At 36.0% G+C, this 18,519-nt stretch carries 21 protein-coding genes and 1 riboswitch; of the genes, 14 read left to right on the forward strand and 7 right to left on the reverse strand.

What is annotated here, in order from left to right; translation table 11 throughout:
• The first annotated feature begins 232 nt into the window (after nt 1-232).
• Both C9J29_RS15140 and C9J29_RS15145 read left to right on the forward strand, forming a co-directional pair.
• The gene (locus C9J29_RS15140) at nt 233-1,087 is read left to right on the forward strand and encodes a hypothetical protein (protein WP_008176782.1); all 855 of its coding nucleotides are present in this window, start codon (nt 233-235) and stop codon (nt 1,085-1,087) included.
• A gap of 80 nt (nt 1,088-1,167) precedes the next feature.
• Nucleotides 1,168-1,353: a hypothetical protein gene (locus C9J29_RS15145; protein ID WP_008176785.1), complete on the forward strand. Its 186-nt coding sequence runs from the start codon at nt 1,168-1,170 to the stop codon at nt 1,351-1,353.
• A 283-nt stretch (nt 1,354-1,636) separates the two neighbouring features.
• Here the strand turns inward: C9J29_RS15145 and C9J29_RS15150 are convergent, their stop codons facing one another.
• Nucleotides 1,637-1,963: a hypothetical protein gene (locus tag C9J29_RS15150; RefSeq protein ID WP_107922390.1), complete on the reverse strand. Its 327-nt coding sequence runs from the start codon at nt 1,961-1,963 to the stop codon at nt 1,637-1,639.
• A 329-nt stretch (nt 1,964-2,292) separates the two neighbouring features.
• Between C9J29_RS15150 and C9J29_RS15155 the strand changes: the two genes are divergently transcribed.
• The 4 genes from C9J29_RS15155 (at nt 2,293) to tnpA (ending at nt 4,236) form a co-directional block, all read left to right on the forward strand.
• Nucleotides 2,293-2,877, forward strand: a complete 585-nt coding sequence (locus C9J29_RS15155; RefSeq protein WP_089985673.1) for a DUF4352 domain-containing protein — start codon at nt 2,293-2,295, stop codon at nt 2,875-2,877.
• Between the two features lie 143 nt (nt 2,878-3,020).
• The gene (locus tag C9J29_RS15160) at nt 3,021-3,275 is read left to right on the forward strand and encodes a YolD-like family protein (protein WP_089985675.1); all 255 of its coding nucleotides are present in this window, start codon (nt 3,021-3,023) and stop codon (nt 3,273-3,275) included.
• The gene (locus C9J29_RS15165; protein ID WP_089985677.1) at nt 3,268-3,519 is read left to right on the forward strand and encodes a hypothetical protein; all 252 of its coding nucleotides are present in this window, start codon (nt 3,268-3,270) and stop codon (nt 3,517-3,519) included. The genes C9J29_RS15160 and C9J29_RS15165 overlap by 8 nt, the downstream gene beginning before the upstream one ends.
• Before the next feature lie 240 nt (nt 3,520-3,759).
• Entirely contained in the window at nt 3,760-4,236 is a 477-nt protein-coding gene (gene tnpA, locus C9J29_RS15170) for an IS200/IS605 family transposase (RefSeq protein ID WP_107922391.1), read from the forward strand.
• Nucleotides 4,237-4,603: 367 nt separating this feature from the next.
• Here tnpA and rpsD read toward each other — a convergent pair whose 3' ends face one another.
• Nucleotides 4,604-5,206 carry a 30S ribosomal protein S4 gene (gene rpsD, locus C9J29_RS15175; protein WP_008176787.1) on the reverse strand — a complete coding sequence of 201 codons (603 nt, stop codon included), beginning with the start codon at nt 5,204-5,206 and terminating at the stop codon, nt 4,604-4,606.
• A 469-nt stretch (nt 5,207-5,675) separates the two neighbouring features.
• Between rpsD and C9J29_RS24730 the strand changes: the two genes are divergently transcribed.
• A complete protein-coding gene (locus C9J29_RS24730) occupies nt 5,676-6,524 on the forward strand; it encodes a hypothetical protein (protein WP_237068850.1) in 849 nt (282 codons plus the stop codon).
• The gene (locus C9J29_RS24735; RefSeq protein WP_237068851.1) at nt 6,439-7,563 is read left to right on the forward strand and encodes a sensor domain-containing diguanylate cyclase; all 1,125 of its coding nucleotides are present in this window, start codon (nt 6,439-6,441) and stop codon (nt 7,561-7,563) included. The genes C9J29_RS24730 and C9J29_RS24735 overlap by 86 nt, the downstream gene beginning before the upstream one ends.
• 82 nt (nt 7,564-7,645) lie before the next feature.
• On the opposite strand, the gene C9J29_RS15185 is transcribed toward C9J29_RS24735, so the two are convergent.
• Complete coding sequence (locus C9J29_RS15185) at nt 7,646-8,125, reverse strand: GAF domain-containing protein (protein ID WP_008176791.1); 480 nt, start codon at nt 8,123-8,125, stop codon at nt 7,646-7,648.
• Between the two features lie 24 nt (nt 8,126-8,149).
• A complete protein-coding gene (gene hisJ, locus C9J29_RS15190) occupies nt 8,150-8,944 on the reverse strand; it encodes a histidinol-phosphatase HisJ (RefSeq protein WP_090002339.1) in 795 nt (264 codons plus the stop codon).
• A 162-nt stretch (nt 8,945-9,106) separates the two neighbouring features.
• On the opposite strand from hisJ, the gene ezrA reads away from it, so the two are divergent.
• The 5 genes from ezrA to C9J29_RS15215 all read left to right on the forward strand — a co-directional run bounded on the left by ezrA (nt 9,107) and on the right by C9J29_RS15215 (nt 14,218).
• The gene (ezrA, locus tag C9J29_RS15195) at nt 9,107-10,810 is read left to right on the forward strand and encodes a septation ring formation regulator EzrA (RefSeq protein ID WP_107922392.1); all 1,704 of its coding nucleotides are present in this window, start codon (nt 9,107-9,109) and stop codon (nt 10,808-10,810) included.
• A gap of 83 nt (nt 10,811-10,893) precedes the next feature.
• Nucleotides 10,894-11,361, forward strand: a complete 468-nt coding sequence (locus tag C9J29_RS15200; protein WP_043990211.1) for a GNAT family N-acetyltransferase — start codon at nt 10,894-10,896, stop codon at nt 11,359-11,361.
• A 118-nt stretch (nt 11,362-11,479) separates the two neighbouring features.
• Nucleotides 11,480-12,634 carry a cysteine desulfurase family protein gene (locus C9J29_RS15205; RefSeq protein ID WP_107922393.1) on the forward strand — a complete coding sequence of 385 codons (1,155 nt, stop codon included), beginning with the start codon at nt 11,480-11,482 and terminating at the stop codon, nt 12,632-12,634.
• Complete coding sequence (gene thiI / locus C9J29_RS15210; RefSeq protein WP_008176801.1) at nt 12,634-13,848, forward strand: tRNA uracil 4-sulfurtransferase ThiI; 1,215 nt, start codon at nt 12,634-12,636, stop codon at nt 13,846-13,848. The genes C9J29_RS15205 and thiI overlap by 1 nt, the downstream gene beginning before the upstream one ends.
• A 151-nt stretch (nt 13,849-13,999) precedes the next feature.
• On the forward strand, nt 14,000-14,218 hold the full coding sequence (locus C9J29_RS15215) for an alpha/beta-type small acid-soluble spore protein (protein ID WP_008176803.1): 219 nt from the start codon (nt 14,000-14,002) through the stop codon (nt 14,216-14,218).
• 73 nt (nt 14,219-14,291) lie between these two features.
• On the opposite strand, the gene thiE is transcribed toward C9J29_RS15215, so the two are convergent.
• The 3 genes from thiE to thiM are packed head-to-tail and all read right to left on the reverse strand — an operon-like array spanning nt 14,292 to nt 16,502.
• Complete coding sequence (thiE, locus tag C9J29_RS15220; protein ID WP_089985683.1) at nt 14,292-14,933, reverse strand: thiamine phosphate synthase; 642 nt, start codon at nt 14,931-14,933, stop codon at nt 14,292-14,294.
• Entirely contained in the window at nt 14,923-15,747 is an 825-nt protein-coding gene (thiD, locus tag C9J29_RS15225) for a bifunctional hydroxymethylpyrimidine kinase/phosphomethylpyrimidine kinase (RefSeq protein ID WP_107922394.1), read from the reverse strand. The genes thiE and thiD overlap by 11 nt, the downstream gene beginning before the upstream one ends.
• On the reverse strand, nt 15,735-16,502 hold the full coding sequence (thiM, locus tag C9J29_RS15230; protein WP_008176807.1) for a hydroxyethylthiazole kinase: 768 nt from the start codon (nt 16,500-16,502) through the stop codon (nt 15,735-15,737). The genes thiD and thiM overlap by 13 nt, the downstream gene beginning before the upstream one ends.
• A gap of 85 nt (nt 16,503-16,587) precedes the next feature.
• A riboswitch (TPP riboswitch) is annotated at nt 16,588-16,686 on the reverse strand.
• Nucleotides 16,687-16,873: 187 nt separating this feature from the next.
• Here thiM and mbcS point away from each other — a divergent pair.
• Nucleotides 16,874-18,457, forward strand: a complete 1,584-nt coding sequence (gene mbcS / locus C9J29_RS15235) for an acyl-CoA synthetase MbcS (protein WP_107922395.1) — start codon at nt 16,874-16,876, stop codon at nt 18,455-18,457.
• Nucleotides 18,458-18,519: the final 62 nt, after the last annotated feature.

Consider the following 18,519-nt stretch of genomic DNA (forward strand, 5'->3'; position numbering starts at 1 on the left):
TGAAATTTTAAAAAAATGTTATAATAGTCTTATAATCATTTTTTTGAAATCGTATTTCGAAATCCGATGTCTATTTTTACAGATTGAATTTGGGACTTTTTTAAATCTTTTTTAAGCTAAAGAAAAAAATCAAAACAGTTTATGTGAGCTTTTAAGGACGTTAGTTGAATAATTATTAATTTATTATCTAATAGTAACCGAATTTTTTTATTCCCTAAGGAGGACTAGAATAATGAATCTAATCAATAAGAAAGTTACGCATAAGCGTTTTGGCGTAGGTAGTATCGTTAAGCATAATGATTCTAGTATTGAAATACATTTCGCATCTGAAAATAAGAAGTTTGTTTTCCCTGATGTATTTGGAACGCATCTAAAGCTACATGATAAAAGTGATGCTAGGTCACTTGAAGAAATTATACAAAAAAAGGAAAATGAACGAAAAGAGGAGGAATTGAAGAAGGAAGAGGAAAAAGTTTTACAACGAAAAAAGCTGGCGCTTCGCTTGGAGCATGAAAAGCTTATGAAAAACCATAAACTTCATCCCTCATCACAAATGGTTTTTTGGTGTGACACTGAAGAACAGACTACTTCTTTTTCAGAGTGGAAAGTTTTTTCAGGAGTCTTAAAAAGTGGCAATAACAAAGGAAAACCAAACAAGCCGAGTCGCTTGCATCCAAATAGCGCTGTGTTATTAACAGCAGTAGATTCGAGCAAGCTAGAAAAAGAAAGACGTATCTTAGGCGTCTATATGGTGAAAGAAGATTTTGTCGGCAAAATTTGTGAAGATGGATATATTCCTGCTCATTCCATATACAGATTGCAGCTTACAGAACAGGAGTCGGATCAGTTGCTTTTCTGGAAATATTATTTAAATGAAAAATCTCCTGAAAAAATGACATGGAATACAGGTAAATACCGATATTTTGAAAATTTATGGATGGCTCAAATTTTACTTGATATTATGTCATTGAAAAGTGACCCAAATGAACGAGAGCAGGCACAACAATTTTTTCAACATTTTTGTAAAATGAATCAAATATCAGCTCAAGAATTACCAAAACCTAATGGTGCATTAATGCGTATTTAGAAGGAAAAAATCGATTAAATGCAGAACCACAGAACAGAATTTAATTTTTAAAGTTGTAGTTAAACAAAAGGACGGATGTAATGAAATATAATAAAACAGTTATGCTAAAGCTTATCAATGAACATCGAGTACTGCATGATGAATTAAAAAAGCTAAAATCTGAAATGGGATTAGAGAAAAATTTTGCAGTAAAGGCCATGTATCATTCATTTGTTGCAGAGGATGGCCCTTATATGAAAGAGTACCAAGATTTAGAGCGATTATAATTAACGAATGGTAAGATAAGTTTATAATCAAGCTATTTATTTTATGGGAAACCAAAAAGTATGACTTTAACCGGAATGGAGAAATCCATTCTGGTTTTTCTTTTATCGATAAGTGACTGGACTGCAAACAGATTTACTCTTTATTCACTTATACTTGTAGTAGTAAATAATTTTGTTGAAGTAAGAACGCGTAGTTATAATATGAAAGGCTGAAGTACGCGAGGATAAATAAGAAGATAATTATACTCCTGTCTGCCCCCTTAAAAATCCCCTAAAATAAAAACTAAATACCCATCTTTTCTGATAAACGTTTGAATGCATAAAATAGACAGTTATCTGCATACGGCTCTTTAGTATGTGAAGAAATAAATACATAACCACTTTCTTTAAGTTGTTCACCATCTTCTAATAGAATTCCAGAACTCCACACTCTAATGGCATAAGAGGTTAAAGGTTCAGCTAATTCTGCAATTTCAAGTAATCGATTAAGCTGCTGGATATTCAGTACATTAGGTTCTTCTCGTTCTTCGTCGTTAATAACTACTTTAGTAAAACGATTACGAGGGATTAATTCCGCATCAACAGCCACATTAACTGTAACTTTAAACACGATGAAATAGTCGAAATATTGAAGGTTTGTAATCCTTCAATAAGGGTGTAATAACATAGGGTATTGGTGGCAGGAGTCAGTAGAAAAAATGAGCGACCTCAGTTATTGAATCTTAAAAATTTTGGTTTCTTTTCTAAAAGCAATCAGCCAAATCTTAAGCGAATGAACCAGTTATTAATAAAGCAAATCGAAAAAAGACAACTATTAAGCACTCTCATTTGAGGGTGTTTTTTCAATGAAAAGAGTGATGAAAAATGTAGAAATATGAAAAAAGTAATAGATTTACCTCGATTATCCATGTATATTTGTGTATAAGGAGGGATATTTTAATGAAAAAATTTTTAAAAATAGGTTGTGGTGGTTTTATTGCTTTATTTATCTTGTTAATAATTATCGGGATGTTTGTTGGCGATGATAATAAAGAAACAACAGATAAAGAGAAAGAACCAGTTACGGCATCAACTAACACTGATTCAAAAAATGATAAACCAGATGCTGGGAAGGACAAAAAGGTTAGTATAGGTGAAGAATTATCAGTTGGAAAAGTTATTTTTAAAGTTAATTCAATAAACGAAGTTAATGAGATTAGTGCTGCTAATGGATACATGAAATATAAACCTGATGCAGAAGGTGCAGTATTTTTGAATGTAAATGTGACTGTAAAAAATAGTGGAACAGAAATGATTCAAACAGATTCGAGTTTCTTTAAATTAAAAGCTGCTAATGGAGCATCATATTCACCATCAACTATTATCGTAGCGGATGATAAATATTTTACTTTTGAAGGAATTAATCCTGGATTAGCACTTACAGGTAACGTACTATTCGAAGTTCCAACTGGATTAACAGGTCTAGACTTACAAGTACAAACAGGTTTTTGGGGTACAGAAACAGGAATTATAAAATTAAATTAATTAATAAAGCCACCTTTGAGTGGCTTTTTATTATGCCAAAAAAGGATGTGATGACATGGCAACCATCCAAACAGCAATTCAGATTGAAGATCGTTTAAGTCAACCGATGCGTGCGATGCAGAATGCAGTATCTATGATGGTTAATCAAATATGATAAAAAACGTGACCTAACTCAGTGGGAGTTAGAGGAAATAGAACAAACCATACAGCGAGCGTTTAAATTGCAAAAATTAGTTAAATTAATGCTATGGCACCAGAATAAACTTCTAGGCCAGGTAGGGTTAATAACTGGCACCGATGTTTATAAAAAGCAATTACTATTAGAAACAGATTTATCAATTAAGCATATTACCTTTGATATGATCCGAAAGGCGTCATTGGTAGACGCTGATGATTAATCCAGAGCAACGCCAGCTTTTACACAAATACTTATTAATAGAACTAGCAGTAAAGTCACTACAGATGGATTATCAGAAAGTCGAACAACTTAAAATTAAAAAAGTCTTTGTGCCCCTAATTAGTTATAAGGAATGGAATGAATATATTCGTGCTGAGTGGGCAGAAGGATCATTTATCGGGAGAAGTAATGATAAAGAAATAAATAAAAGAGTATATGTTAATAAACATTGTAAGATTAAATGATTCTCTTATTTAAAATACAGAACAAATAAGCCATATTTACATTGTGTAAAAAGCTTAAAGTAATTATTAGTTATTATTTAAGTCGCTCATTTGAAAAATGAGTGACTATTATTGTATCTTTTGAAAACCCCTTGCTATGCGAGGGGTTCTAAAGAGCTTCTAGCTATGGACAAGAAAAAAACCCCAGCCGTACAATGAATTCAGGTCTGGTCAACCGACTTCGTACGAAAGGGGATCCAAATGGATAATAAAAGTTTAGCATACACAACATGGAATTGTAAGTATCACATCGTCTTTGCGCCAAAATATAGAAGGCAGATTATTTATGGACAAATTAAAGTAGATGTAGGTAGAATTCTTCGCCAGTTATGTGAAAGAAAAGGAGTAGAAATTATTGAAGCAACAGCATGTCCTGATCATATTCATATGTTGGTAAGTATCCCACCCAAATTAAGTGTTTCATCGTTTGTGGGTTATTTGAAAGGGAAAAGTAGTTTAATGATATTCGATCGACATGCGAACCTAAAATACAAATATGGAAACAGGAAGTTTTGGTGTCGCGGATATTATGTAGATACAGTAGGAAGAAACAGAAAAATCATTCAGGAATATATAAAAAATCAATTACAAGAGGATATTCTTGAGGATCAAATGACCATGAAAGAATTCATTGATCCATTTACAGGAGAAGAAATAAAAGCAAAAAAGCGAAAATGATAAAACCACTTTAGTGGTAGCGTGAAAACGGAGTGCGGTTGGCGGACCTTTCAGTGTGTCTTTAGACATGGGCCAGTACCCCAGCGTTTCACGCGTAGAGCAAACCACCAGTTAGACTGGTGGTTCTGATTAGGCTTAACTTTGAATAGTCGAAATACCTAGGGCTTAAAATAAAAATAAAGTACACCTGTCCGTTGTTTGTTTTTTAAAAACTAAGTAAGCAAAAAACGCTCCTCCAGTCGCTCCCCTAAACCCCCAGTAAGAAATACTAAATATCGAAAGTGAAATACAAAACAAAAACCCCGTAAACACTTGGTATACCAAGGTTACGGGGTTTAAGAATCCGAAGATTTCTATCGTTAAAAAATTAACGAGAGTAGTACTCTACGATGAATGATTCGTTGATTTCTGCTGATAACTCAGAACGCTCTGGAAGGCGAGTGAATGTACCTTCTTTTTTGTCAGCGTCAAATGTTAAGTAGTCAGGTACGAAGTTGTTTACTTCGATTGCTTCACCTACAACAGCAAGGTTTTGAGATTTTTCACGAAGAGAAATCGTTTGACCTGGTTTTACGCTGAATGATGGAATATCAACGCGTTTGCCATCTACTAAGATGTGACCGTGGTTAACTAATTGACGAGCTCCACGACGAGTACGAGCTAAACCTAAACGGTAAACTAAGTTGTCAAGGCGAGTTTCAAGAAGGATCATGAAGTTTTCACCGTGTACACCTTTCATTTTACCAGCGCGGTTAAACAGTGTACGGAATTGACGTTCGTTCATGCCGTACATGTGACGAAGTTTTTGCTTCTCTTGAAGTTGTAAACCGTATTCTGATAATTTTTTACGTTGGTTTGGACCGTGTTGTCCTGGTGCGTAAGGACGTTTTTCGATTTCTTTACCTGTACCGCTTAGTGAGATACCAAGACGACGAGATAATTTCCAAGATGGACCTGTATAACGAGACATATTGTTGTCTCCTCCTTTAAATTTGGTTTTTTTGTTGTAAAACAAAAACCAGTAGTACCCATTCTTACACGCATTTTATTTTCATGTATTTTCGCCTATGCAGCCGTTAGGTTACACAATACACCATCTATTTTTAATAGCTGACTATCTAAGTAGTTGTACAGAAGAAAATAGAGGAATAAAATACAATATAAGCTTATACCACTGCTGCGTTTATTTTACACAACCCTCATTGTAACTGCTTAGGACTTGTACGTCAATTATTAGTATTTAAAATTTTGTAACAGGCGTATAGTAGAAAATTCCTCACTGTACATTCCTAATGTGTCAGAAATAGTTAAAGATACGCTGTGAAATCTAAAATGTAAAAGTAAGGGAGAAATTACATAGTCAAAATGACACAAATTATGTATAATATATTATAAGTTAATAGTAATTGATTTGGACGTTATATAGAAAAGGTGATTTCATGACAGACCATTTACAAACGCTAAAATATATAAAATCTGATGTTTTGAGCTTTTGGGTGAGTTCTAATGAAGAACAAGCTAGTTTTAATGGGTATTTTTATTCATTAAAACAGTGTCTTAAGAAACACTTGGAAATTGATAATGCAGCTTTTCTTAGTTTTGAAGGTAATTCTTTAATACCTATTGAGGAGATGGCTTCATTAACAATTGAAACAAAGCTAAATGCTGTGTCATGGCTGATGATCGAAGCTAGTTTTTATCAACAAAAAGTAGTGAAAATTCCTTATATATTAAAGGCAAGACAGGCCTATTCAATGATGACAGATATGGTGCTTTTCCAAGCAGAGGGCAATAATCCCATTGGTGTATTACTTGTGGAGGCAACAGAGTCTTGGACAGACTTTATGACCTCAGATTACGGCGAAAAATGTATAGAAATACTTTCTCAGGTTCTTCAAATGATGAGAGATAATTTAGATGTAAAAATAAATGAAGACCAATATAGAAAACTATATAACATGACTGATTTATTTCATTCAACAATGGATATCGATTTAATTTTAGAAAATGTATTGAAAAATATAAGGGATAACTTCCCTGAATTTAATGTAGAGCTTATATTATCGAATGATCAAGACCGACACACGACCATCGATATTAAGCTTTTTGATTATTTATCCGAAAGACCTACAACTATTGAGGCTTTTGTATCAGGAGAGTTAACAACTGAACTTGCGAGTGATTTAAATTGCCGATTATTAAATGCACCTATTAAAGGAAGGCAGGCAGGCAATTTATGGCATATTACAAGTAAGTGCTCCAACTACTTACCTTTTTTCAACGACTGAAAAAGATTTTGTACGGATGCTTGCACAGGCGTCAGGAAATGCACTAGAAAATGCAAAGTTATATCATCAGTCGCATCGCCTCGTCAGTGACTTACAACTTATCAATGAAACATCACATCGTTTAAATATGAGGATTGACATTCATGAAATGTTACTTTTCCTACAAAAGCAGTTACTAAAATCTTTTCAACCAATGGAAGTTTGCTTCGCATTTAAAAAAGATGACACCTTTGAAGTAACGGGGGCAAGTACTTCGTTATTTAGTTCTGAAGAGGGTCAAACGTATATTAAGCATGTTGAACAACATTTTACTCAAACTAATGATCCGCTGTTTATAGCTGATTTTAGTCGATTAACCTCTAAACAAATTGATTATCGTTCCATAATGGCTATCCCTATTCTAATGGAAGAAAAGATCAATGGCTTTAGTATCGTCTTACATAAAGAGCCGTATTTCTTTTCGTTTGATAGCTTTAAATTAATGCAGTCTTTAATCCACCACTCATCTTTAGCAATTGCAAACTCTATTTTACGAACACAGCTTCAGGAAATGGTCGATTTGGATCATTTAACAAAACTATATGCACGTAGTTACCTAGATCATTTTGTAGAAAAGTCGCTTGAATATGATCAATCAGGGATGTTTTTACTTATTGATATTGATAATTTTAAACGTATTAATGACACGTATGGTCACCAAGTAGGTGATAAAATTCTTATGCAGATTGCCGTTCAGTTGAGGGAAACAATAGGTAGTCGAGGGATTTGTGCAAGGTGGGGCGGTGAAGAGATGTCTGTATATGTACCTAATATCAGTGAAAAAGAAGCTTTAGAATTAGCAGCAGCCATCGTTGAGGTAATCCCAAGTGCCACGGACCCTCAAGTAACGATTTCAGCAGGTCTCATTACATGGAATGATCAAGACCGACCGGCATTCCAATCTGTTTTCTTACATGCCGATACTGCTCTATATGAAGCAAAAAATAGTGGTAAAAATCGTTTTTGCATCCATGGTGATTCTTTTCAAACAAACCAATAAGATGGATGGCGTTAATGTAAATGGTACTATAAAATAAATTGCCCTGAAATGACAATGCATTTCAGGGCAATTTTTTAACACCTTATATGTGAAGCAGTAATGTTTGAACAAATTGCTCTAAGCCATCTTGATCATCCTGAGAGAAGCGATTTACAGTAGGACTATCGATATCAAGTACACCAATAATCTCACCTTGCTTCATTAAGGGTATGACAATTTCAGATTGGGAGGCAGCATCGCAGGCGATATGTCCTGGGAAATCGTGTACATCTTTGACAACAATCGTTTCTTTTGTTGCCACTGCAGTTCCACAAACTCCACGGCCAACCGGAATTCTAACACAGGCAGGCAGACCTTGGAATGGTCCAAGTACAAGCTCATCATCTTGTAAGAGATAGAAGCCAACCCAGTTAATATTTGTTAAAAATTGATTAAGAATGGCAGAAGCATTGCTTAAATTTGCAATCTGATCTGTTTCGCCAGTTAGTAGTGCATCTAATTGCTTAGATAGTGTAAGATATTGGTCAGCAATAGATCCTTCATAATTAATTTGTGTAAACATATATGCACCTCGTTTAAAAGTTATTTAGATCGGTAATATAACATTATAATGTTGATGTAAATCAGCCACGCTATGGGCATCTGAACCAAATACATAAGGTAATTCAATAGCATGACAATAATTGATAAAGGCAAATGGTGGATAGGGCTCCTGACAAAATGGCTTACTTAAACCAGCACTATTTACATCTAATTCATAGCCATCTTGCTTCATAATGTCTAAAACCTGGTGAATTCGAGTGTTGTCATTTATTTTCTCATGATGTGCTAGCTGAAATTTATGAATAAGTGATGGGTGTCCAATCCGTTTTGGTTTATAGGGACCAAGATCTGCCTTTATAGATTGTAGGACTGTATCATAATATAAATGATATACCTGTTCAACAGAGCCAACTTTCTTAGAGAAATCAATAAAGCATTCGGGAGAGTAGTCGATACATTCAAAGGTGTCCTGCCACTGTAAAAAATGAACTGACAAGATGGCATCATCTAAAAAATGTCCATATGTATCAAGAAAATGACGAGTTTCTTGTTCAAATCCTTTGATATAATCCACTTCTAACCCAATACGAATGTGAATATCTTTCGCATATTGTTTTTGCAGGCATTGTAATTCTTCAATATATGGCATAAGATACCCGGCTTTCATCCCACTATCTTGCTGTGGTGTAGGATCAATAAAACCGTCTGGTAATGGGGCGTGTTCTGTAAACGTTATATCTGTGAAATTATGAGAAATTGCTTTTTCAATATATTGAATGAACGTGTCCGAACTGCCATGTGGACAATAAGGACTATGTATATGCCCATCACGTTTCAAAATGTACCACTCCTTTAGATCTATAGACCGCTATTTTAATATTTTACAATAGCAAAAATACAGTTTTCTGAAAATCACTTAAATTTTAGTACAAAAGGCGAAAACATAGTATATAATAAATACAACTAGCCAATTCGTTTATTGTAGAATAGGAGGCTTACGATGGAGTATATCATCATTCCGATAATCCTACTATTAATTTTAGCCATAGTAGGATTTATGATGCGAAGAAAACATGTTGCAATTATTGCAAAACTTGAAAATGAAAAATTACAAATACAACATAAACCTATAAATGAAGAAATTTCAAAAGTAAAATCTTTGAACATGAACGGTGAAACGGAAGAAATGTTTGAACGATGGCGCAATATTTGGGATGAAGTCATCGATGTACATATGACTAAAATCGATTCACTTTTATTTGATGCAGAAGATCAAATTAATCGACTTCGTTTTAAAAAAGCGACATTAATTGAACGTGAAATCGAAGACTATATCGAAAAATGTGACCAAGATAAAGATAAAATTTTAGAAGAATTAAATGAATTAATTGGCAGCGAAGAAAAAAATAGAATTGAAATTGAACAGTTAAAGGAATATTACCGTTCTGCGAGAAAAACATTGCTAGCACACCAGCATTCCTTCGGTGTAGCATTACCTGCACTGGAGAAAAAGCTCGAGGAATTTGTTGAGAAGTTTGAAAAATTTGATGTTCTGACGAATGAGGGTAATTACTTGCAAGCAAGGGAAATTGTAATTAGCCTAAATCAGGAATCACAGCAGACATTCGAATATATAAATGATGTCCCAACGATTTTGACGGAATTACAAGTTAAGCTCCCAGGAGCAGTTCAGGAATTGCGTAATGGTCAACGGGAAATGGAAGACCAATCTTACTATCTGCAGCATTTAGAATTAGCAGAAGCATTAAATAAATATGAAAAAGAATTTGCTTCGTTAAAAAATGACCTAGCAGAGCTAAATTTAATGGTTGTTAAACCTCGTGTAACAGAAATAAATGAAGAAATCGATCATTTTTATGATTTACTGGAAAAAGAGGTTATTGCCAAAAATTATGTGGATCAAAATTGTGATCGTTTATTAAGCTCAATCACAAACGTTATAACGTCTACAAAATCAGTGAGTGATGAGGCAACCTATGTACAACAAAGCTATCACTTAAACGAAAAGGATGCTGAAATTCCAAAAGCTGCATTAAAGCAATTGGAAGCACTGCAACGTCGTTATGATTTATTATCCATGCGTGTCAAAGAAGAAAAGTCTGCGTATTCAAGCTTGCAAGAAGAATTAATAGAAATAAGTGAAGAGCTTGAACGAATCCATGAAGAGCAAGGTCATCTGTCTAATACAATGAAGAAACTTCGTATTGATGAAAATAAGGCCCGTGCTCAAGTCGAAAACTTAAAGAAAATATTACAAGATACAGATCGTCTCCTAAATAAGGCGAATATTCCAGGAGTCCCAGAGGAGATGGACGCACGACTTGATGAAGCGGCAGAGCATATATATGTAGTTATGCAAAGTCTGCAGGAAGTTCCGCTTAATATGGGAACGGTTCATAATAATTTAAATGCTGCGACACTTTGTGTAGAGGATGTTAAAGCAAAAGCTCATGAATTAATAGAGAATGTAATGCTTATTGAACGCATTATTCAGTATGGCAATCGTCATCGTGCATCTAATCCGACATTAAATGCACGTTTAAAAGAGGCTGAGGAAGCATTCCATCAATTCCGTTATTCCAAAGCATTAGAGGAAGCAGGGACAGCAGTGGAAGAAATGGAGCCAGGTGCATTAAAACGCATCCAAGAAATGGTTGCAGAACAGTCTATGGCAAAAAATTAAAACTACATTTGTGCTGTCTAAAAAGTATAGCAATTACTTTTTAGACAGCTTTCTTTTTAAATTTTGTAAAGGATGTGATACGAGTGGAACTATTAATTCGAAATATGAACGAAAAGTATGCTCAGGAAATTATATGTTGGCAATACGAAGAGCCCTATGATTTTTATAATAATGAATTATCCGAGGAATCCTTGCGGGAATTTCTTGACAATCCTTACTTCGCCATTATGAATGAACAAGAGGAGTTAATCGGTTTTTATTGCACGGGGTCAGCTGCCCAAGTGCCAAAAGGACATGATTTTAACGCTTATTCAGAAGAGTATATAGATATTGGTATTGGCATGAAGCCAACGCTAACAGGAAAAGGTTTTGGTACAAAATTCTTTTCATTCATCATCAAGAATATCCAGCAAGAATACGCTACGCCACTTCGTTTAACAGTTGCCCAATTCAATAAGCGAGCGATATTCCTTTATGAAAAATTAGGATTTGTGAAAGAGCTTGAATTTAGTACGCCAACGGAATTTATTACGATGTTAAAAAAATTGTAAGAGCGATCCTTTCTAATGATTAAAATATGAATTATCGTTAAAGTTAGTGGTCAATCTCCACAGATTGCGTTATGATAAAAACCGTTACATCAACGTTTTGAAAGTGTGTGAAAATATAATGAACGAGACAATTTATTTGGATAATAGTGCCACAACAAAACCATTAAAAGAAGTTCTACAGGCGTTTATGGTTGTGAATGAGCAGTATTATGCCAATCCTGCATCTATCCATGCGATGGGTGTTGAAGCAAATGATTTATTAATGCGTGCACGTGAGCAAGTAGCAGATATTTTGCAAACAGAAGCAAAAAATGTGCTATTTACTTCAGGTGGTACGGAATCGAATAATGCGGCGATTTTTGGAATAGCACGTAGCAATACACATATAGGAAAGCATATTTTAACGACTGAAATAGAACATCCTTCAGTTTTAGAGACTGTTAAACAGCTCTCAAAAGAGGGCTTTGAAGTGGAATATTTAAATGTTGATCAGCGTGGTGTTATTTCGTTGGATGAACTTCGTGCAAAAATACGAAAAGATACAATTTTAGTAAGTGTGATGCATGTAAACAATGAAATGGGTGCGATTCAACCGATAGAGGAAGCTGCTAAATTAATCCATGAAATGAGTCGGGCAGCCTTACATGTGGATGCTGTACAAAGCTTTGGAAAATTGGCTGTATCCTTTAAGGGTGAAGAGGGACCGGATTGTATTTCAATCTCAGGTCATAAAATTCATGGCTTTAAAGGCTCTGGTGTATTAGCATTCCGTAAAGCGATAAGATGGCAGCCATATGCACTTGGTGGCGGCCAAGAATTTGGATTGCGTAGTGGGACTGTTGCTGTTCCACAAGCTGTCGCTTTATCTAAGGCAGCTCGGATGGCGGTTGAAACCATGAATGACCATGCAAAAATTTATCGTCAATGGCATGATGAAATACTTGCACAGTTACACGAATATGGAGAAGCTATTCATATTTTATCGACTCCGCAGGGAGCGTCACATATTATATCTTTCAGTGTTCGCGATTTAAAAGGAGAAGTCATCATTAATGCGATGCAAAAACGAGGCGTTATTGTATCTACATCCAGTGCTTGTTCTTCGAAGCAAACTAAAACAAGTCATGTTGTTGAAGCATTGCATCTAGATGAGCATTATAAAAAAGGTGTTATCCGTATTAGTTTTGGTGCACATAACACGGTCGAAGATATTGAAAAGTTTAAACAAGTATTAGCAGAAGTAATGCTAGAGCTTAAAGGAGAAATAAAGTAATGATTTGGAAAGAAATTTTAATTAGATATGGCGAACTTTCTACAAAAGGTCGCAACAAGATGGATTTTATCCGCCGTTTACGTGAAAATATCCGTCATGCATTTGCTGATTTAGGACATCTCCATATTCGTACAGAACGTGATCGAATGTTTATTGCGATAGAGAATGAAGAACAAATGCAAACACTAGTAACAGGTTTGCCTAAAATTTTTGGTATTCAATCATTTAGTCCGGTTGCAGCATGTGAAAAAGATATGGAAAGTATGAAAAAACTGGCGATTACGATAATGGAGACATTTAAAGAAAAGCCATATACATTTAAAGTGGAAGTGAAACGTACCGATAAAACCTTCCCATTAGAATCACACGCGATTCAACGGGAGATTGGTGGATATGTTTTACCTCAATTTAATAATTTATCTGTTAAAGTGAAGCGACCTGATATTGAGTTACGTGTAGAAGTCCGCCATGATGCAACCTATATGATGGCACAAGTCATTCCAGGTGCAGGCGGAATGCCTGTAGGATCAAACGGGAAGTCATTGTTAATGCTTTCAGGTGGTATTGATAGTCCAGTTGCAGGTTATTTAATGATGAAACGCGGAGTCCGTTTAGAAGCCATTCACTTTTTTAGTCCGCCCTATACAAGCGAAAATTCATTGGAAAAAGTAAAAGTGCTTGCAAATGAGTTAACGAAGTTTGGAGCTAATATACGATTACATGTTATTCCTTTTACTGAAATACAAGTTCTGATTAAAGAAAAAGTACCTTCTAATGTATCAATGACAACAACTCGGCGTATGATGTTAAAAGTTGCTGATCAAGTGCGAGAAGAAATCGGTGCTCTTGCGATTGTCACAGGAGAAAGTCTTGGACAAGTAGCAAGTCAAACACTTGAAAGCTTAACAGCAATAAATGCAGTAACGAATACACCTATTTTACGACCGTTAATTTCATCAGATAAATTAGAAATCATTGAGTTAGCTGAACAAATCGGCACATATGAAACATCTATTCAGCCTTTTGAGGACTGCTGTACAATCTTTACGCCTGCTAGTCCTAAAACAAAGCCTAAGCTCGAAAAGGTTGAGCATTACGAAAGCTTTTCTGATTTTGATGAACTGATAGCACGCGCGGTCAAAAATCGTGAGGTCTATATTTTCCCTAAGAAAGAAGAAGAGCAAAAGCAAGATAAGTTTGCTGATCTTTTATAAATCAAAATTTCAAAAGCCGTCTCAAATAGCTTATTTGAGACGGCTTTTTTGTATAGTTCGCCGAATGCCAATAGAGGTACATTTTACCTTTATTTTTTTTGTATTAAAAATCTAATAACGCACATTCTATATTCACAAGGAGGTGAGAAACATGGCTTCAAACAACAACCGCAGTTCAAACCAGCTTGCAGTACCTGGTGTACAACAAGCACTTGATCAAATGAAATACGAAATTGCACAAGAATTTGGTGTTCAATTAGGGGCTGACGCTTCAGCTCGTGCTAACGGTTCCGTTGGTGGTGAAATCACTAAACGTCTTGTACAAATGGCAGAATCTCAATTAAAAGGTATGCCAAACAACAACAACTAATAAATGCTAACTAAGCATTTATAAACTCAAAACCAGTGACCGTAAAAGGCACTGGTTTTAGTTTGTTTATCAATCATTTTTTTATGCGAGATAAAGACTTAAACATGGATACTGTTTGTTCAATATCCTTACTGTCACAGATAGCAGAAATAACAGCAACTCCGTCAGCACCAGCTTGCAAAACAACATTAGCGTTTGTCCAATTTATTCCACCTATGGCTACAATGGGCAAGTTAGGCTGCAATTTGGAAGCTTGCTGTAAAAAAATTGTGCCACATGGTGGTTGTGCATCACTTTTAGATGTTGTGGCAAAAATAGGTCCAATTCCTACATAGTCCGCATGATGGTCAATAGCCGTTTGTAGCTCTTCCTGTGAATGTACAGAAACGCCAAGGAGCCGGTTTGCCATTTTTTTACGTGCAATGGCAATCTGTTCATCATCTTGGCCAATATGAACACCATCTGCACCAAGTCGAACTGCTAGATCCACATCATCGTTAATGATAAACGGCACACGGTAATGTTGACATCGTTTTTGGCATTGGCGGGCAAATTGCTCATAAGCTAATCCTGTTAATGCATTAGGACCCTTTTCACGTAATTGAAACATAGTAATGCCAGCCCGCAGCGCTTGTTCGAGTACAGCTAAAGGTTCCTGTTGGGAAACATTGCTTGTACCCATAATAAAATAAAGCTGTAAATCTTCACGTTTCAAGTAATTTCACCTCGCAGGCACCTTTATGCAACTGATAAGCAAAATGATTTGTGGGCCCATGACCATTACCAATGTCTAAATCGTGCATAATGGCTAATTGTATAAATTTTTTAGCTTCGATAATAGCTTTTTCAATGGACAAACCTTGACCAAGGAAAGCCGTGATAGCTGCTGAAAATGTACAACCTGTACCATGTGTGTTTTCCGTCGAAATACGAGGAGACTGCATGGAAAATGATTTGTCATTTTTTATAAATACATAATCAATTGCATATAACGAATTGGGTAGATGCCCACCTTTAATGATGACACATTGAACACCTAGTTGGAAAAAGCATTGAGCAATTTCCTCCATATCCGAGAAATGATTTATTTTTCTTCCCGTAAGTGCCTCTGCTTCTGGTATATTTGGTGTCACAATTGTAGCAAGAGGAAGTAAAGACATGCGCATGGCCTCGATAGCCTCTTGCTGCAGTAAGCTTTCTCCACCTTTTGCAATCATAACGGGATCAACAATTAGTGGGATTTTTAAATCGTCAATAATGTGTGCAATACCTTGAATAATTTCCGAGGAATAAAGCATCCCTGTTTTAATCGCAGCAATCGAAAAATCTTCAAGTAATGCATGAAATTGTTTTTCAACAAAGTCAACGTCAATTGGGAAAACCCCTGTTACACCAATTGTGTTTTGAGCAGTTAATGCTGTAATAACGGAGGTGCCAAAAACCCCTAATTCCTGAAATGTTTTTAAATCAGCCTGAATGCCAGCGCCACCGCCACTATCCGAGCCTGCAATTGTCGTTACAATATGCATGATGCCTCACCCTCCTTTGAAAGACGATGTAAGGCATTAAGCAAAGCAATTTGAATATCCCCGATATCCTCTGTAAATGCGGATGCTAACTCAGCTGCTTTTTTATAGTATGTCAGTGTTTCCGCTAATTGGCTATACGGATCATCTCCTGAAGAGAAGGCTGCTCCACATATAGCGCTAAGTAAACAGCCTGTACCCGTTACTTCAGTCATTTGTGAATTTCCACCTGTAATCCATTGGCTCTGCACACCGTCTGTCATAAAATCATGTTTGCCTGTAACAATGACTATACAGTTGTAGCGTTGAGCCAATAGTGTAGCCTCAGTCTCTATGGCAATAAATCCCTCACCACTATCAACACCTTTTTGTTGCCATTCTACATTGGCTAATGCCGCAAGCTCACCCTTGTTACAGCGTATGACTGCAAATTGTATAGCTGAAAGTAATAGGTGTACGGTTTCCTTGCGATAAACTGTGGCACCTGCGCCAACCGGATCTAATATAACAGGAATGGCAAGGGTATTTGCTTTTTTTCCTGCTAACAGCATTGATTCTTTTGTTCGGTCATTTAGTGTACCAATATTGATTAAAAGAGCGTCTGCAATGGCGACCATTTCCTCCACCTCATGGCTATCATCAGCCATGACAGGAGAGGCACCTAATGCCAATAGACCATTGGCTTGGAAATTAGCCACGACATAATTAGTTATACAGTGAATAAGCGGTTGTTGTTGACGAATTGTTTGAAAAATCATTTTAGTCCTCCTTTATGGGTGGACGTAAGCATGCAAAAAAGGCCCTTTTACGTAAAAATGCACGAAAAAGAGCCTTTCATCTGAAAAAACGATGTTCATTGCTCCCTACGTCAGTATTAACTAACAGGTTCAAAGGGTCAGGTTTTACCTTCTCAACTCTTTATGAGTCCCCCTGCAATCTTGCTGTTAGTTGACCAAAATGTACCATACTTTTCGTATGTATTCAATAGCAAGTTTTCCTATCGACAAAACGTGACTGATGCCATATAGCTAAGCATGATAGTTGTCATGACTTTACTTAAATCAAGTGTAAACCATTGAAAATACTAAAAAAGGAGTATAATGTGTCTTAACAAAAGGAGGCATTTGCCATGAATAGACAAGAATTAGTAGCACCAGAATGGTATAACATAACAGATGAATTTGAAAAATATGCAAAGGATTCAACTAAAAATGCATTGATTATTTATCATGAGCATTCTGATGTACAATTTATCACCTACGCACATTTACTTGAAAGAGCGAATCAGGCGGCACATGTCTTTACAAAAAGTGGATTAACTAAAGGTGATGTCATTTTAGTGATGGTACCACGCTCAGTAGAAGCATACATTGTCTATATTGCTGCATTAAAAGCGGGTTTAATAATCATTCCAAGCTCTGAAATGCTAAGAACAAAAGATATTGAGTATCGTATTCATCATGCTGATGCTAAAGCTGTTGTAGCCTTTGAGCCTTATATTGAGCAATTTGATCAAGTAGGAAATTTCCAAAATATACAGCAATTTGTTATCGGAAATGCACATGAACCATGGCAGCCGTTAGTAGACAAAATGCGAAAGCAACCAACAACTTACATAAATTCTACACCAACAAAAAGTACAGACCATGCCTTTTTAGCTTACACAAGTGGCACAACAGGTAACCCGAAAGCTGCTGTGCATACTCATAGCTGGGGCTATGCACATTTACGGACAACAGCCCCACACTGGCTAGGAGTACAAGAAAATGATATTGTATGGGCAACTGCAGCACCAGGATGGCAAAAATGGATTTGGAGTCCGTTTCTCGCGATTTTAGGCAGCGGTGCCACTGCATTTGTTTATAAAGGAAAGTTTGATGCAGCAACATATTTAGCGTTGCTTGAAAAATTTAAGATGAATGTCTTATGTTGCACACCGACAGAATATCGTTTTATGGCAGCACTTGAAAATTTACAGGAGTATGACATCAGTTCAATTCGACAAGCTGTTTCAGCAGGTGAGCCATTGAACAGTGATGTCATTAAAAAATTCTCAGACACTTTCCATCTACAAGTGCGAGATGGTTATGGTCAGACTGAGAATACACTTCTTGTAGGGACTATGGTTGGTATGGACGCAAGAGTTGGTTCGATGGGTAAACCTACGCCAGGCAATACCGTTGACATTATAGACGATTTTGGCGAGCCAGTTGCTATAGGAGAAGTAGGTGATATTGCTGTTCATCGAGAAACACCTGCACTTTTTAAAAAATATTTAAATGATCCTGAACGTACTAATTTACAATTCCGTGGTGATTGGTATATAACAGGGGATCGAGCTTATAAAGATGCGGACGGCTACTTTTGGTTTGAAGGCCGCGGAGATGATGTTATTATTTCCTCAGGTTACACAATTGGACCTTTTGAAGTAGAGGATGCGCTGATGAAGCATCCGACTGTGAAAGAGGTTGCTGTCATTGCAAGTCCCGATAAAGTTCGCGGGAACATCGTTAAAGCATTCATTATCCTTCATAATGGTGTTAATGGTAATCAAGAGCTTATTCAATGCCTTCAAAATCATGTCAAATCATTAACGGCACCTTATAAATACCCACGTGCTATTGAATTTGTTACTGAGTTACCCAAAACTGCATCTGGTAAAATTAGACGTGTTGAATTAAGACAACAAGAATTAAAACATCTTGTACAATAATCATTTCCTAGGAAATAATGTCGAAAATCAAAGTTCATGCAAAGAAATGAACTTTGATTTTT

This window comes from Lysinibacillus fusiformis (genome assembly GCF_003049525.1).
Lineage (GTDB): Bacteria > Bacillota > Bacilli > Bacillales_A > Planococcaceae > Lysinibacillus > Lysinibacillus fusiformis.